The 16,409-nt window shown below is 53.3% G+C and carries 9 protein-coding genes; all 9 read left to right on the top strand.

Annotation, left to right across the window (positions count from 1 at the left end; all coding sequences use genetic code 11):
- The first annotated feature begins 274 nt into the window (after window positions 1-274).
- The 9 genes from LX87_RS22625 (at window position 275) to LX87_RS22585 (ending at window position 15,906) form a co-directional block, all read left to right on the top strand.
- Window positions 275-1,867, top strand: a complete 1,593-nt coding sequence (locus tag LX87_RS22625; RefSeq protein WP_111630581.1) for a sensor histidine kinase — start codon at window positions 275-277, stop codon at window positions 1,865-1,867.
- Window positions 1,868-2,157: 290 nt separating this feature from the next.
- On the top strand, window positions 2,158-2,832 hold the full coding sequence (locus tag LX87_RS22620) for an RNA polymerase sigma-70 factor (protein WP_111630580.1): 675 nt from the start codon (window positions 2,158-2,160) through the stop codon (window positions 2,830-2,832).
- 69 nt (window positions 2,833-2,901) lie between these two features.
- Window positions 2,902-3,900: a FecR family protein gene (locus tag LX87_RS22615; protein WP_111630579.1), complete on the top strand. Its 999-nt coding sequence runs from the start codon at window positions 2,902-2,904 to the stop codon at window positions 3,898-3,900.
- Between the two features lie 19 nt (window positions 3,901-3,919).
- A complete protein-coding gene (locus tag LX87_RS22610; protein ID WP_111630578.1) occupies window positions 3,920-7,375 on the top strand; it encodes a SusC/RagA family TonB-linked outer membrane protein in 3,456 nt (1,151 codons plus the stop codon).
- Between the two features lie 19 nt (window positions 7,376-7,394).
- Window positions 7,395-9,041, top strand: coding sequence for a RagB/SusD family nutrient uptake outer membrane protein (locus LX87_RS22605; protein WP_111630577.1), 1,647 nt, complete (start codon window positions 7,395-7,397; stop codon window positions 9,039-9,041).
- A gap of 10 nt (window positions 9,042-9,051) precedes the next feature.
- Window positions 9,052-12,099, top strand: a complete 3,048-nt coding sequence (locus LX87_RS22600; protein WP_170139429.1) for a PVC-type heme-binding CxxCH protein — start codon at window positions 9,052-9,054, stop codon at window positions 12,097-12,099.
- A gap of 15 nt (window positions 12,100-12,114) precedes the next feature.
- The gene (locus LX87_RS22595) at window positions 12,115-13,443 is read left to right on the top strand and encodes a neutral/alkaline non-lysosomal ceramidase N-terminal domain-containing protein (protein WP_111630575.1); all 1,329 of its coding nucleotides are present in this window, start codon (window positions 12,115-12,117) and stop codon (window positions 13,441-13,443) included.
- A gap of 17 nt (window positions 13,444-13,460) precedes the next feature.
- A complete protein-coding gene (locus LX87_RS22590; protein WP_111630794.1) occupies window positions 13,461-14,285 on the top strand; it encodes a polysaccharide deacetylase family protein in 825 nt (274 codons plus the stop codon).
- A 385-nt stretch (window positions 14,286-14,670) separates the two neighbouring features.
- Window positions 14,671-15,906 carry a sensor histidine kinase gene (locus tag LX87_RS22585; protein WP_229310780.1) on the top strand — a complete coding sequence of 412 codons (1,236 nt, stop codon included), beginning with the start codon at window positions 14,671-14,673 and terminating at the stop codon, window positions 15,904-15,906.
- Window positions 15,907-16,409 lie beyond the last annotated feature (503 nt).

Genomic DNA, 16,409 nt, shown 5'->3' with positions numbered 1-16,409 from the left:
TTTTGTATAAACATTCAACAGCACTTCAGCAAGTATATCCAGCATCACAATCAGGAGAATAAGGACCCGATGAGCCTGCTGTTCAGCCCGGGGCCGGTTTCATCAATCTAACGTCCTGCATGTTTCCTGGAGTAGTCTTATTTTAAATCTTACCACATAATATCTATCTTGTTCTTAATTTTGACCACGATGGTGGGGTGCCGTGCCGCAGTTGGTGTCAATACGGGCCACTCATTATGACGATTAAATCTCCAATCAGGAAGAACCTTAAGGAATGCCCGCACCAGCCACTAGCCCTGATGGCTTCGCCTTTTATTCGCTATTGATTAATGCCATGCCCGGCAATCATCTGGTGGTATTACCCGATGCGCCAAGGTTTACCATTGCTGCCGTAACCGACGACTACCTGGCTGCTACCGGGCTTCAGCGGGAAACCCTGATGGGCTTCGGTGCCTTCGAGGTGTTCTTTCGTCACGAGCATAACCAGGTCGTTGCGCAGCAGTTACTGCAATCGCTGACTCAGGTGCTACAGACCAAACAGACGCATCTGATGGCCGATCAGCGGCATGGGTGGCCTGACGCCCAAACCGGTGTTCTACAGTGGCGTACCTGGCGACCCGTCAATAAACCGATCCTGGATTCCGGTAACGAGGTCGTTGCTATCCTTCACACCGTAGAAGACATCACCAACTCGGTGCAGCTAGTCGAGCTAACCGAGGTCAACCGGTATCTGCAAACCGTTATCAATGGATTTAAAGAACCCTTGCAGATCCTGGAACCTATTTTTGAGAACGGCCAGATTATTGACTTTCGCTTCAAGCTCACCAACCAGGCCTATGCCGCCTACGCCAGTACGACGCCCGAGCAATTGCAGGGAAAACGCGTGGGCGAAGTGTTTCCCGGCTATTTTGAAACGGAGAGCTTTACCAACCCGGTTATCACCTTTACTACCGGTGAGCCGCTTACCTTCGAGATTCACTACGATAAAGATGGGCTGAATCTGTATAACTTAATGAGCACGTCGAAGCAGGGGGGAGAGGTCGTCATTCACTTTACCGATTTTACCCGCTTGCGCCAGTTGCAGCTACAACTGGAAAGCAAGATTGAGGAATTGAAACGCTCCAATGACAGTTTACAGCAGTTTGCCTATGTGGCCTCTCACGATTTGCAGGAACCCCTCCGCAAGATTCAGCAGTTTTGCGATATCCTGAAGAGCCGCTCCGGGCAGATGCAAGGCCCAGAGGTTGACTATCTGGAGCGGATGCAGTTGGCCGCCGGGCGTATGTCGGTGCTCATCAAAGATCTGCTGGCCTTTTCGCGTATTGAAACCCAACAGACCGCTACCCAACCGGTATCCCTGTCGGCGGTTGTGGAGCAGAATCTGACAGATCTGGAACTGGTTGTGGCCGAAACCGGGGCGGTGGTAGAGGTCGAACCGCTACCGACCGTGTTGGGCGATAAATTGCAACTGGATCAATTGTTTGGCAATCTGCTCTCGAACGCCTTAAAGTTCCGACGGCCAGGGCAGACGCCGGTGATTGCCGTAAAAGCACGCCAGGTAGAAGCCCATGAGTTGCCTGCAAGCGTAGAAACGCTCAGGGAGGGCGTCACCTATCATCTCATCGAGGTAAGCGATAACGGCATTGGTTTTAACGAGAAATATACCGATCGCATCTTTCAGGTTTTCCAGCGACTACATGGCAGGAACGAATATGCCGGTACCGGAATTGGTTTGGCCATCTGCCAAAAAGTAGTGGCCAATCATGGGGGTGCCATCGTGGCCCATAGCAGGCCGGGACAAGGAGCGACCTTTCAGGTGTATTTGCCCGCTGGTAATACACCTGACCGACTGTCCAGCGTAGAGTGAGCGTAGAATCGCCACCGCTCCCGGCCAAGAACAAACCCGCAAAACCGTACTTTTTTAATGTCAGCAGACCGTACTTCTGGAGGTCATCTCAAGTAGAATGAATAGGGATTTGATGAACCTGGAGCTAAAAAAAAGTACTCAATAGCCCGCTTCGCCGATAAAATCAACTCCTATTCTTTAAACAGACAAAATATTTTTAAAATCCAGTAAGTGTTTTTCCCGCGTCTAACCGTCTCTGTATATCAATTTGGTGAGTTTGCTTCCTGAGCGTGTTTTTACATTCATCTGATATGGGAGAAGTTAGACGGTTACTTCCGGACACGAACAATAACGAAGGGAATCCTTTTTCATTCGGAGATCAGGCACCTGCAGATTTCCAGCGTCCGCCAACGCTGGTTGATGCCGAAAGGCTGATTCACAGGGCATTTGGTCAAAATCCGGAAACGGGCATTGCGCTCCTGTTTCAGCACTATTACCAGCCCCTGTGCAGCCACGTCGTGCGGTTCGTATCTTCCAAAGAAATTGCCGAGGATATTGTGTCAGACATTTTCTACGAGTTTCATGCCGGGCAGATTTACCTGACCGTCACAACTTCCTACCGCGCTTTTCTGTTTACCGCCGTCCGTAACCGCGCTTTCGATTATGTGCGGGCGGAGATGAAGCGCACGTCGCTGGAACAGGTTCAGGGGCTTTCGTTCCCCTCCGAACAGCAGCCCGACTCGGTTACCCAGTACGAAGAACTGTACCACGATGTCGAGAAAGCCATCGACGCCATGCCCCTCAAACAGCGGACGGTCTATGTCATGCACCGGTTTGAAGGCCGGAAATATGGGGAAATTGCTACCGAACTCAATCTTTCGCTTCGCACCGTCGAAGTGCATATGTACCGGGCCATACACCATGTTCGGGCATTCCTGAAAGACAAATGGCTGATTCTGCTGATCAGCTTCTGCCAGTATACGTAATAAAACCACAATCACTTCCTGAATCGTGTTTTGGCGCTCCAGCCGGGTCGCTTTGAACCACGCCTTATTATGAAAACGCAAGTGACGAAAGAATTACTCTTCAACTATTTCGCGGGCCGAACGACAACGTTCCAGAAGCAGTTGATTGACGAATGGGCCAAAGATCCAGTCAACAGAGAACAGTTTTTTTCCTGGCTGGAACTCTGGGAAAGCCAGAATCCGCAATACGTCGCGGATGTGCAGACCGCCATGAAACGGCACCAGCAGCGGATGGCCCGGAAACCCGAAAGCAACGAAGGGACGGAAATAGAAATGCCCGTTCCTCAACACCGCTGGTATCGATGGATAGCCGTTGCATCGGTGGCTCTGCTGGTAATGGGCGGCTGGATGTATCGCGATACCCTGCTGAATGAAACCTATACGACGGCCTATGGCCAGACCCGGCGGTTGATGCTGGCCGACGGAAGCGAGGTGACGCTGAATGCCAACTCGCGTCTGAAAGTGCCCCGGTTTGGATTTGGCTCGCAGACGCGCGATGTGGAATTGTCAGGAGAGGCCACCTTTTCGGTTACCCATACTGTAGATAATCAGCGGTTTGTGGTCAAAACCGCCCGAAATTTTGAGGTGGTGGTGCTGGGCACTGAGTTTTCGGTTTACAACCGGGAGCGGGGTGGTCGGGTGGTGCTCAACAAAGGGAAAGTACAACTCCGGTACCAGGAAGGCCCGTCACCCCGGCAATTGACCATGAAACCGGGTGATCTGGTGACGCTCAACCGGCGCAACGGCCCCGTTCAGCTCCGTAAACTCCATCAACCCGAAAACCTTTCCGCCTGGCGCGAAAACCGCTTTGTTTTTGAAGAAACAACGCTGGAAGAAATCACGCATTTGTTCCGGGAAAATTACGGCCTGGAACTGGAAATAACCGATCCCGCCCTGGCTCAGTGGACGGTTTCGGGTTCGTTTACCGCCCACAACGCTGAAGAGTTGCTGGAGTCGCTCATGGAGGGCTCGGCCCTGACGTATCAGCGCACCGGTAACCAGATTGTCATTACCGAACCTGCTAACTAACCCCTTTCTCCCTAAGCCCATGAAAAAAAGAATACTCCCCATCTTAATCCTGCTGCTGGGTGTGGTGCAGCCCGGCTTTGCCCAGATGCTGGCCAAAGCCCAGACAACAAACCGCCAGCCACAAACCGTCCGGCCCGAAAACCGTCAGTTGAAAGAAATGCTGCGGGAACTGAAAACGCATTATAAAGTAGACATCCTGTTTTTCGACCGGATTGTGGAGGGCTACGTGGTTTCGTCGGAGGCCATCCGCTGGGACGACAATCTGGAAACCAACCTGGAAACCGTGCTGAAACCGTTCGGGTTAGGCTACAAAAAAGCCCGCAACGGCGGCTACGTCATCACCGGAAAAGAACCGCAGCGGAGGACGGAGCCATTCCCCAGCCGATTTCAGGAAGCCGCTCTCACCCGCCCAATCCAAACCCGGCAGTCGGCCGAAACCGTAACGCCGGACCATGCGGGCGCGTCGGCAATCGAAAAACCGCCGGTGGCCGACATTACCGTACAGGGCCGTGTGACCGATGGTGCCAAAGGCGACGAACTGCCCGGCGTCAGCATCGTCCTGAAAGGCTCAACACGGGGCACCACCACCGACGGAAACGGTCGTTACCGGCTGGTGATTCCGGAAGCGGGTGCGGTGCTGGTGTTTAGCTTTGTGGGCTACGAACCGCAGGAAGTGCTGGTGGGCGACCGAACCGAAATCAACGTGGGTCTGAAGCCGGACATTAAGGCGTTGAGCGAAGTGGTCGTGGTGGGCTACGGGGTGCAGAAAAAAACCTCCGTCACGGCGGCTGTGTCGGCCATGAAAGGCGAAGAAGTCGCATCCATTCCGGTGACGAACCTGAGCAACAGCCTGGGCGGGCGGCTGCCGGGCGTCATTGTCAAACAGGGATCGGGCGAACCGGGACGCGATGGCTCCAGCATTTACATTCGCGGAATTTCGTCGACGGGCGCCAATCAGCCGCTGCTGATCGTCGACGGTATTCCGCGCAGTTTTCAGCAGCTTGATCCCAACACAATTGAAACGTTCACCATCCTGAAAGATGCCGCGGCCGTAGCGCCCTACGGAGTGGCGGGGGCCAACGGGGTGGTGCTGGTGACCACCAAACGCGGAAAAACCGGAACCCCATCGCTGACGTATAATAGTTACGTTGGTTTTCAGAACCCGACCGTTATGCCCAAATACCTGTACGGCTACGATTTTGCCATGCTGAAAAACGCAGCCGCTCAATACGCCGGTTTGCCGCTTCCGTATTCGGAGGAAGCACTTCAGAAATTTAAAGACGGTTCGGACAACGATGCGTATCCCTCCCAGAATATCGTCGACGAAATTGTGAACCGAAATGCCGTGATCACCACGCAGAATCTGGAGCTTTCGGGCGGGGCCGAACGGGTAAAGTACTACGCCAGTCTGGGCTATCAGTACCAGGCCGGGATGTGGCCATCGACCAGCAATAGACGGTATAATCTGGCGATCAATCTGGATGCGCAGGTAACCAAAACCACCAAATTTTCGCTGAATCTGAATGGCCGCATCCAGAAGGCGCAGTATCCGTCCATCGGAACCTCCCGCATTTTTGAACTGATCGGCTACGCTCACCCGCAGAACGGCCCGCTGTTTTACAGCAACGGCATGAACGGAACCTACGTCACCGGCAGCATTTATAACAGCGGGTATCAGAAAACCAACACCACGGCTTTGTATTCCCAACTGTCTATCGAACAACAGATTCCATTTATTCCGGGTCTGGTGGCGAAGGGGACCATTGCCTACGATCCAACGATGATGATGGATAAAATCTGGACGACTCCGGTGCATCTGGCGAGCATCAATACCACGCAAAAACCGTACGTCATTACCGACGGTATTTTTGGTCAGGCCAAATCATCGCTGAACCAGATTTATAACCAGACGCAGCAGTTGACCTACCAGGCCAGCCTGAATTACGTGCGTTCGTTTGGCAAGAGCAACGTCGGGGCACTGGCGGTTTTTGAGGCCAAAGCGAATGACGCCCTCGTGCTGGGCGCTTCCCGCCGGAACTACAACCTGAACATCGACGAGCTGGACATGGGCAGTTCCAGCCAGGCCGACATGACCACCACCGGAACCTCCAATTATGCGCGGCAGATGGGGTTGGTCTACCGGGTTACCTACGATTACGCCGACAAATATCTGGTTGAAGCCAGTGGTCGGTACGACGGCAGTTACTACTTCGCGCCGGAGAACCGGTTCGGCTTCTTTCCGGCTTTTTCGCTCGGCTGGCGGTTGTCGGAAGAAAATTTCATCAAGCAGAACCTTCGCTGGATCGACAACCTGAAAATCCGGGGATCGTATGGTGAAGTGGGTGCGCTGGCGGGTAGTGCGTTCCAGTACATGAGCACCTACAGCGTGGCGGGCCCGGCCTACGTGCTGGGGGGGAGTGCCGTGCAGGCCATCCGCGAACGCAACGAACCCAATCCGAACATTACGTGGGAACGCGCCAAGAAAACCGACATCGGTATTGAAGCCACGCTCTGGAAAGGGCTGATTAACCTGGAAGCGGATTATTTCTACGAAAAACGCTCGAATATGCTGGTGAATCCGGATGTGATTGTTCCTTCCGAATACGGGATTGGGCTGAGTCAGGTCAACGCCGGGGTGATGCAGAATCGGGGTGTGGAACTATCCATCGGCTCCACCTACCGCGTTTCGCCGGACCTGCGCGTGTCGCTCAACGGCAATTTTACGTACGCCAAAAACGCCCTGTTGCAGGTATTCGAAGCCGCTGCAACCTACAACAACATCAACCGGCGGTTGACCGGAAAACCGCTCGGTACGCAGTTTGGATTCCACTCACTGGGCTTTTTTCAGGTGTCCGATTTTGACGAAGCCGGTAACCTGAAACCCGGTATTGCCGTGCAGCCCTGGGGCAAGGTGCAACCCGGCGACATCCGGTACGAGGACATCAATAAAGACGGTCAAATCAACGACGACGACCTCACGCACATTGGTGATCCCGTTGCAACGCCCCGGATCATCTACGGCATTGCGCCAAACGTGCAGTATAAAGGATTTTCGCTGGACCTGCTGTTTCAGGGAGCGGCCAAAACCAACTTTTACTACCAGAACGATGCGGCCTGGGCCTTCTTTAACGGCATGGGCGCGCTGGAAGATAACCTGGATTACTGGACGCCCGAAAATACAAACGCCCGCAACCCGCGGATTACGGCAGCTCCGACCACCAACAACACCCAGAAATCTTCGTTCTGGATGGGTAATGCCAGTTACCTGCGCCTGAAAAGCGCCACCCTGGCCTATACGGTTCCACCGGCAATAAGCCAGAAAGTTAAAATTCAGAATGCCCGGGTGTATCTGTCCGGACAGAACGTCCTGACCTGGACGAAGATGCGGAATTTTGACCCGGAAGTCAGCGAGGTCAACGGACGGAATTATCCGCAGCAACGTGTCCTTTCCGTTGGCTTAAATCTCACGTTCTAACCTGAAAACCGATACCCCGATGAACCTGCATCAGCTTATAAAGTGGAACGGCAAGGTAGCTTTGCTGTTCATGACACTGGCTGTCTTTTCCTGTAAAAATTTTCTGGAAGTAGCCCCCAAAGACCAGATTGCCGACGATGCCGTCTGGACCGATCCGGGTACGGCGGACCTGTTTCTGAACAATATCTATTCGGGATTGCCCGGCCCGTTCAATACCTTCGATCCCTGGGAGAATTTCACGGACAACGCCATGAACGGCGTCAACGGCCAGACCAGCCGGGTTTTGTACGCCAACTCGGTCTACACACCCAGCAATGCCCCCAACTATTGGTCGCAGTACGCCAACATCCGCCGTGCTAATTTATTCATCGAGAAAGTAACGGCTTCGAGCCTGCCCGACACGTGGAAGAAATCCAAGCTGGCGGAAGCCCGGTTTCTGCGTGCCTATTATTACCAACTGCTGTGGACGGCCCACGGCGGGGTGCCGCTCATCACCCGGACGCTGAACCAGAACACGCAGGGCGACGAAATTTTTCAGGCCCGCAACACCGACGAGGAAACGTACCGGTTCATTGTGGACGAGTGCGCGGCCATTGTCGATGATCTGCCGCTTAAGGCCGAAGCGGGCCGGGTATCCAAAGCGTCGGCGCTGACCCTGAAAGGCTGGTGTGAATTGTTCTGGGCCAGTCCGCTGAAGAATACGGCAGGCGACAAAAGCCGCTGGGCACGGGCGGCAGCCACCAACAAGCAGGTCATGGACCTGGGTTCGCACAGTCTGTTTCCGAACTACGAAACGCTGTTTTACGAGGATAATAACAACAATGTAGAGGTGATTTTTGCCAAACAGTACCTCGGCGGAACGGCATTGGGCGGGGGTCGGGAAGGCTTACAGGGCCCCTGGATTGTCGGCGGGGTACAACGGGCCTATGGGGGAGTGGACCCCACGCAGGAGCTGGTGGACGAATACGCAATGGCAAACGGTTTGCCCATTTCTGATCCGGCGTCGGGGTATGATCCTCAGAATCCGTATCTTAATCGGGAGAAACGGTTTTATCAGTCAATCGTATACGACGGATCCATCTGGGTAGGCGCTGAAATGGTGATGAAACAGGGCGTCGGTAGTCGGAATGCGACGGATTTGAGTAATACCAACGAAGCGACCAATACCGGCTATTACCTGCGGAAAGGGCTGGACCCGAAATACGCCATCAACGGTAATCACCAGTTGAGCAGCGCCAATTTCATCATTTTCCGCCTTGCCGAAGTCCTGCTCAGCTATGCCGAAGCACAAAACGAAGCGGTGGGGCCGGATGCCTCGGTGTATGATGCCATCAATCAGGTACGGGCCCGTTCGGAATTGCCCGCCCTGAAGACCGGTTTGACGCAGGCCCAAATGCGGGTGGCCATCCAGCGCGAACGCCGGGTTGAACTGGCCTTTGAAGAAAAACGCTGGTATGACCTGCTTCGGTTGAAACTGGCGGAAAAGAATCTGAACGGGCCGGTACACGCCATGAAAATTGAACAGGTGGGTGGCAAATGGACCTATACCGTTATTCCGGCACCAGACGGTATGCATACGTTTTTTGCGAATAAAAATTACCTGCTGCCTATTCCGCAGTCGGCCATGAATCAGAATACAAAATTGACCCAAAACCCGAATTATTAACCTGATGAGAATGCGTGACAGAAAACGACAGACGTGGTGTTTTTCAAGTTTGATTACGGTGCTGATCATCGGGGCGCTGGGTTGTCAGAAGGCTACGAAACAATCGGGTATTTCGCCCGAAGAAGCCCTGAAAACGTTTGAACTCGAACCCGGCTTTCAGATCGAACTGGTGGCCAGTGAACCGCTGGTGGCCGATCCGGTGGCGATGGAAATTGACGAAGACGGACGGTTTTACGTGGTGGAAATGCACGGCTATCCGCTCGACAAAAGCGGAACCGGGAAAATCAAACTCCTCACCGACACCAACGGCGACGGGCGCATGGACGAAAGCACGGTTTTTGCCGACGATCTGGTGCTGCCCACCGGCATCATGCGCTGGAAAAAAGGCATTCTGGTGACCGACGCGCCCGATGTGCTCTACTTGGAAGATACCGACGGCGACGGCAAGGCCGACGTTCGGGAAACGATTCTGACCGGTTTTGCGCTCTCGAACCCGCAGCACAACGTCAATAGTCCGTTGCTGGGGCTGGACAACTGGATTTATCTGGCCCACGAATCGGCGGTAACGGCGCAGGTCTACAAAGACGAATTTGGCGACCGGGGCAGCGACATTCTGTATCCGAAAAAACCGGATGGCATCCGCCTGCCCGACAACGCCAGCGGTCGCAGCGTCCGCTTCCGGCCCGACCGGTATGAACTGGAGCCGGTTTCGGGTAATACGCAGTTTGGCCATTCGTTCGATGCCTGGGGAAACCGGCTGCTGGTCAGCAACGCCAACCACGCCTACCACGAGGTGATCGCAACACCGTATCTGAAGCGGAATCCGGAATTACTGGTTTCCAACGTCACGCAGTCGATTTCCGACCACGGTAATGCCGCCGAAGTGTTTCCGATTACCAAAAATGCCCAGTACCAACTGCTGACGGATGTGGGCGTGATTACCTCGGCCTGCGGCATTACGCACTATCTGGGCGGGGCGTTTCCGGCAAAATATGACAGCGTGACCTTTGTGGCCGAACCGGTCAGTAACCTGGTTCATTTCGACAAGATTACCGACAAAGGGGCCACCTTTACGGCCAGCCGGATGCAGGCCCACAAAGAATTTCTGGCTTCGACGGATGCCTGGTTCCGACCCGTTAATATGTACATCGGACCGGATGGGGCGCTGTATGTGGTGGATTACTACCGGCAAATTGTGGAGCATCCGGAATGGATGGCCGAGGACGTGGTGAAATCCGGAGCCTTGTACAACGGCACCGATCAGGGGCGGATTTACCGCATTACCCCGAAAGGTACCAAAGCCGCCACCTGGAATAAAAATCTCCTCGGAAAAGCGACCAACGCACAACTGATCGAAAAGCTGGGAGACCGGAACATCTGGTGGCGTCGCCATGCCCAACGGCTTTTGCTGGACCGGGCAACTCCCCAGGACGTGGCTGCGCTGGAAAAAATGGCCCAGAACCCGGCCCTGCCGCTCGGTCGGCTTCACGCACTCTGGACGCTGGAAGGACTCGGCAAGCTGCGCCCGGAGCTAATCACAACGGCCTTGAAAGATCCCGTTCCGGGTGTGCGGACCAACGCGATTAAATTGGCAGAACTGCACCTGAAAACCGCTCCGGCGCTGGTTCCGGCGATGCTGGCAATGCAGTCGGACCGCGATCCCAAAGTCAGGTTTCAGTTGCTGTGCACCCTCGGTTTTGTCGAAACATCCGATGCGTCCACGGCCCGGCAAAAATTACTCTTTGCTGACATCAGCGATCCCTGGGTGCAGGTGGCGGCTTTGTCGGCGCCTTCGTCGCAGAACAGTGATTTACTCAACGCGGTATTAGCCCGTTTTAAACCCGACGAACCCGCCTATGGGTCGCTGGTCGAGCGGCTGAGTGCGATGGCCGGGGCTAGTCAACCGCCGAAAACCATCAACGCACTGCTGCAAAAAGCCACCGCTCCGATTTCGGCGGAGCGGCAAACGTGGCAGGCTTCCGTTATTAAAGGCATCGCGCAGGGGATGAAACGGCGCAGCGCATCCCTGGACTCCAATTTTCAGGCGGAACAGGATTTACTAATGCGGGCTTTTTTCGACCATCCGTCGGCGTCGGTGCGCTCGGCCTGTTTGCAGGTCTTGCAGGTAACCGGGCTTCCGGACAACGCCCAAAAAACGGCGGCATTACAACGGGCTGTACAAACGGCGGAGAATCCCAAACAGTCGCCCGAGCAGCGGTCGGAAGCCATTGGTTTCCTGACCTTGCACAATCCGGCCAATCAGGTTTCGCTCCTGAAAAAACTGATGGCGCCCACCGAGCCACTCTCGGTGCAGGTAGCGGCTTTGCAGGCGCTGAGTTCCATTCCCGACGAAACCGTTAGTCAGTACGTGCTGCAAAAGTGGCCGGTGATGACGCCCGACATTCGCGAACCGGCCATTGCAACGTTTTTTGCGGGTTCGGAAACCGTAAAACCGGCCCGGATCAAGTTGCTGCTGGATGCCGTTGAGAAGGGAACCATCGACCAGAACAGCATCGGCTGGCCCCGGAGTGTGGGACTGATGGCGTATTCCGACAAAAAACTGCGCGACCGGGCGCGGGTGTTGCTGACCAAACGCGATCAGCAGCGGGATGAAGTAATCCGGCAATACCAGACGGCGCTTGATTTAAAGGCAGATCCGGAAAAAGGAATGCTGGTGTTTCAGCAGAACTGTGCGCTATGCCACCAGATTGGCGGTTCGGGCGGGGTGGCTTTCGGGCCGGATCTGGCAACGATCCGCAATCGGCGGCCCGCATCCATCATGGGCGATATTCTGAACCCGAACCTGTCCATTGCCGACGGGTATGATCTCTGGACAATCAAGCTGAAAAACGGCGAAACAGTGCAGGGCCTGATTTCGACCGAAACGCCAACGGCTTTAACCCTGCGCAATCAGGGAGGACAGGAAACCATCATTGCCCGCCAGGACATCGAATCGCTGAAAGCCATGAACCTGTCGGCAATGACCGCCGGACTGGAGAAGCAGATAAACCCGCAGCAAATGGCCGATCTGCTGGCGTACATTCGAAAAGCCCAATAAACTAAACCTCTTACGATGCTACTCTCTCTCAAAAAAATACCGGCTTCTGGAACCCGTTTGCTGCTTTTAGCGATCCCGTTGCTTTTTCCTCTGCTAAGTTGGGCCATCCATCCAAACGCGGCTGGTTTTCGGGCGGCTGTGGTCAAGGTGGATATTACGCCGGAAAAACATCAGATGCTGCTGGGCTACGGAGCCCGCAAATCGACCGGCGTTTACGACAAGATTTACCACCGCATTGTGGTGATGGACGACGGAAAAACGCAGTTTGTGCTTGTTTCGACCGATATCTGCCTGGTTTCCCCATCGGAATATGATAAAGTGGCGGCCAAATTGAAAAAGCAACTGGGCATCGATCCCGTAAACTTCTGGTGGAATTTTACGCATACGCATTCGGCGCCCGAAGTCGGCCCTCCCGGCTTACCGGCCATTTTTCTGGGCGACCGGTATCAGCACCAATTCGATACGGAGTATACGGAAATGGTGGAACGTAAACTGCTGGACGGTATTCAGGAAGCGCGTCAGAAACTCGTTCCGGCCCGGCTGGGCGTGGGCTGGGGGTTGTCGCAGGCCAACATCAACCGGCGGGCGAAGGATGTAGACGGAAAGGCGTACCTGGGTATGAATCCTGACGGGCCGGTTGATCGGCGCATTGGCCTGCTTCGGCTTGACAGAGAGGATGGCAGCCCGCTTGCGCTGGTTTCCAATTACGCGATTCATGGTACGGTCATGAGTGGGTCCAACCTGCTCATCAGTGGCGACGCGCCCGGCGTGGTGGCCGAATACGTCGAACAGAAATTGGGCGCTCCACTGCTGTTTATCAACGGAGCCGCCGGAAATCTGGCCCCCATTTACAGCGTCTACCCGAGTCCGCAGGCCGGGAAGCTGAGCCAGTTTCGGGTATTGCTGGGTGATAAGGTGCTGGAGGCCAATAAATCCATTACCGCAACCACCAGCGACATTACGCTGAAAGCCGCCGGCCTTATCGTCGAAACGCCCCGAAAACCGGAGCTAGGCTGGACCGACGATCTGAAAAACTATACGCGCACTACCAAAGCGGGTGTCAACCTGGTCCGGCTGCCCGTCCGGTTTCTGCAAATCAACGACGATATTGCCATCTGGAGCGCCCCACTCGAACTGTTCTGCGAGATTTCTAACGAAATCCGCGACCGGTCGCCCTTTCCGTACACCTTCTATTTTGGCTACGGCAACGGCTGGTTGGGGTATCTGCTCACGGCGGAAGAGATGACGCATGGCGGTTATGAGGTGACAGTTTCACCTTATACGCCCGCTGCCGCCAAAGATCTGACAGATTCGGTGGTCAATTATTTACAGGGTAAAAAGTAAAACCAGATTTTATGACGATGAAACTACATCCTTTCTTCCGCGTAGCTACACTCTTTTTTGCCGTTCTGAGTCTATCATTTTCGGGTGAAATCAAACCGGAAAAGCCATCGGCGGCTCCCATCGTCTGGCCGAACGGCAAAAAGGTAGCCGTGAGTCTGAGTTTCGACGACGCCCGTCTGAGCAATGTCGATGCGGGTACGGTTCTGCTCGATCAATACGGGGTGAAAGCCACCTTTTTCGTGGTGCCGTCCAGTGTAAAGCAACGGCTGGCGGGCTGGAAAAAAGCCGTTGCCAGCGGGCACGAAATGGGCAACCACTCGGTCAATCACCCGTGCAGCGGTAACTTTACCTGGTCGCGGCAGAAAGCACTGGAAGATTATACCGCCGAAAAAATGCGGGCCGAACTGATTGAAGCCAACAAGCAGGTGCAGGAACTGCTGGGTGTTAAGCCCGAGGTGTTTGCCTACCCCTGCGGTCAGATGTTTATGGGGCGCGGACGCAATACGAAGAGCTACGTGCCGATTGTGGCCGATCTGTTTATTAGTGGTCGCGGCTGGCGCAACGAAGCCCCCAACGATCCGGCTTACTGCGATATGGCCCAGATTTACGGTATGGAAATGGACGGCAAGGATTTTGACGAGATCAAAGAACTGATTGAGACGGCGCGTAAATCCGGTCAATGGCTGGTGCTGGCGGGACACGAAACGGCAGAATCCGGCCCCCAAACCACCCGACTATCCATGCTGAAACAACTCTGTGAATACGCCAAAGACCCGGCCAACGGCGTCTGGATTGCCCCCATCGGCGAAGTTGCCAAATATGTTCAGAAGCAACGGAAATAGCGCTCGTAACTTGCAATACATGGCGGCAAAGCGATCTGCCTGCCATGTATTGCTTTTTACTCATTGGCGGATAGAACAACCATAAACGCTGCCTAGAAATGGGCAATCAGTAGCCCATTTGCCAGGGGGATGCGAACAAGTATTTCCGGCGCCAATCCATCTTCAGGTGGAATTGATGATTCCCGATAAAAGCCCCCATCGGTCCGGATCTGATCAAAAATGTAAAAAACAGCAAAAGAGTAGGCTGGACACGAAAAATTCTTTTCGTGTTGAACAATCTATGACAGATTAGCATTATCTCATCCGGGAAGACTGTTGTGCGATATGGCTTTTTCCGGCCTTCAGGCTGGGGGGGATGCCAAAACTATACCGAATCGAGATGAATATGAAGGATAGCAACACTGACCTGGCGGGGGATATTAGACGAGTCAATAAAATCGATATTGTTCCTACGCTGCTCGATGTGGTGTGTCAAACGACCGGAATGCGCTTTGCCGCCATTGCCCGGGTGACTCAGGACCGCTGGATTGCCTGTAGTGTTCGTGATGAAATTCAACTGGGCATCTTGCCTGGTGGAGAATTAAAGATAGAAACCACGATTTGTAATGAAATCCGGGATTCTCATCAACCGGTTGTTATTGATCATGTGCAGGAAAATGAGCAATTCTGTAACCATCCGACCCCGATCATGTATGGCTTCCAGAGTTATATTTCCTTTCCAATCATCTTAAAGTCAGGTGAATTTTTTGGTACCCTGTGTGCACTTGACCCCAAACCGGCAAAAGTTGAAAACGCTACGATTAAAGGCATGTTTATGGCTTTTGCCGATTTGATTTCGTTTCATTTGCAACAGATCGAATTGCTCGAGCAAAGTGATCAGGCGGTAAAAAATTTAAGCCGACAGCTAACCAATACCATTGATGAAAATCGCCAGTACCGTCATGCATCCAATCACAGCATTCAGGAGCCCCTGCGAAAACTCCGGATCTTCAGCGAATTATTGGTAGATGTTGTCCGGAAAAATGATGTCGGGCAGGCTGAGCAGTTAGCGTTAAAGATTAATGCTGGTGCCGAAAGGCTTTCCCTGATGATCAAGAATCTATCGGACTTTTCTATATTGGATGCCAAGGATACAACGGTTGAGTTGGCGGATTTGAATGCCATCCTGGCTAGCGTATGTACCCAATTAAGCCCGCAGTTAAAAGCCAGAAATGCCACGCTTCACCTGGACGTGCTGCCGTCCATAAAGGGCTTCCCTTTTCAACTCGAACATCTATTCTACCAGCTACTGAGTAATGCCATCAAGTTTGCTAAAAAAGAGGTGCCCCTGGTGATATCAATCTCCTATAGGCCCGTAACAGCCTCTGAAATAAGCGATCAGTTATCAGCAGGAAACCGGTACATCGAAATTCAGATAGCCGATAATGGCATCGGTATTGACAAGTCGCAACTGGAAAAGATTTTCGATATGTTTGCTCAGTTGCCGCATAACAAAGTTCGGGAAGGCACCGGGCTTGGGTTGACCTACTGCCGGAAAATCATTCGGAATCACTTTGGTCTGATCACCATTCAGTCGGAGGTGGATCAGGGCACTACTGTTTCGGTTATTCTACCATTCTGAAAATCAGGGGCATTTTGCTGACTTCTGTTTGCCTGACGTTCATCTTACAACTGAGTTATATCATTTCCCATTAGGGATTACTTCATGAAAGCACCGGACTCCCGGAGGTTAACATTCGACTCTATTCAACATACCTCAGCCCCAGAAAAGGACTTCATTTTCCTGAGCAAACGACTCGGGCAGAATAGAGCAACAGGTTTAATCCTATTGTCGCCAGCCTCCGGTATACCGGGATTATCAAAACCGTTGCATACGCACTAACATAGGCCGGTTTTTTTAGTTATAGATAAAAGATAGTTTATTTGGATTCAGGATTATAAGGCAAAGATCATTCTTCCTTATTCGAAAAATTGGTATAGTTCTATAAGTAAAACCGTGAAGAGCAATACCGGGGGTATATGTTCAGAGAGTCGCCGAACCTTGCCTCTTTTTGTTACCCGCGAATAGGCGAAACAGTCTTTATTGCCTGTTAGAAGTAGTAGTTTTTATTTTTGAATGACTTT

Origin of the sequence: Larkinella arboricola (genome assembly GCF_003259745.1) — a bacterium.
Lineage (GTDB): Bacteria > Bacteroidota > Bacteroidia > Cytophagales > Spirosomataceae > Larkinella > Larkinella arboricola.
This window is presented reverse-complemented; position numbering and strand designations above follow the sequence as displayed.

Excerpts from the sequence above, each read along its gene's own strand:
- LX87_RS22590 (WP_111630794.1), top strand. The coding sequence starts at position 13,461 with ATGAAACTACATCCTTTCTTCCGCGTAGCTACACTCTTTTTTGCCGTT.
- LX87_RS22600 (WP_170139429.1), top strand. The coding sequence starts at position 9,052 with ATGCGTGACAGAAAACGACAGACGTGGTGTTTTTCAAGTTTGATTACG.
- LX87_RS22610 (WP_111630578.1), top strand. The coding sequence starts at position 3,920 with ATGAAAAAAAGAATACTCCCCATCTTAATCCTGCTGCTGGGTGTGGTG.
- LX87_RS22585 (WP_229310780.1), top strand. The coding sequence starts at position 14,671 with ATGAAGGATAGCAACACTGACCTGGCGGGGGATATTAGACGAGTCAAT.
- LX87_RS22625 (WP_111630581.1), top strand. The coding sequence starts at position 275 with ATGCCCGCACCAGCCACTAGCCCTGATGGCTTCGCCTTTTATTCGCTA.
- LX87_RS22620 (WP_111630580.1), top strand. The coding sequence starts at position 2,158 with ATGGGAGAAGTTAGACGGTTACTTCCGGACACGAACAATAACGAAGGG.
- LX87_RS22615 (WP_111630579.1), top strand. The coding sequence starts at position 2,902 with ATGAAAACGCAAGTGACGAAAGAATTACTCTTCAACTATTTCGCGGGC.
- LX87_RS22595 (WP_111630575.1), top strand. The coding sequence starts at position 12,115 with ATGCTACTCTCTCTCAAAAAAATACCGGCTTCTGGAACCCGTTTGCTG.
- LX87_RS22605 (WP_111630577.1), top strand. The coding sequence starts at position 7,395 with ATGAACCTGCATCAGCTTATAAAGTGGAACGGCAAGGTAGCTTTGCTG.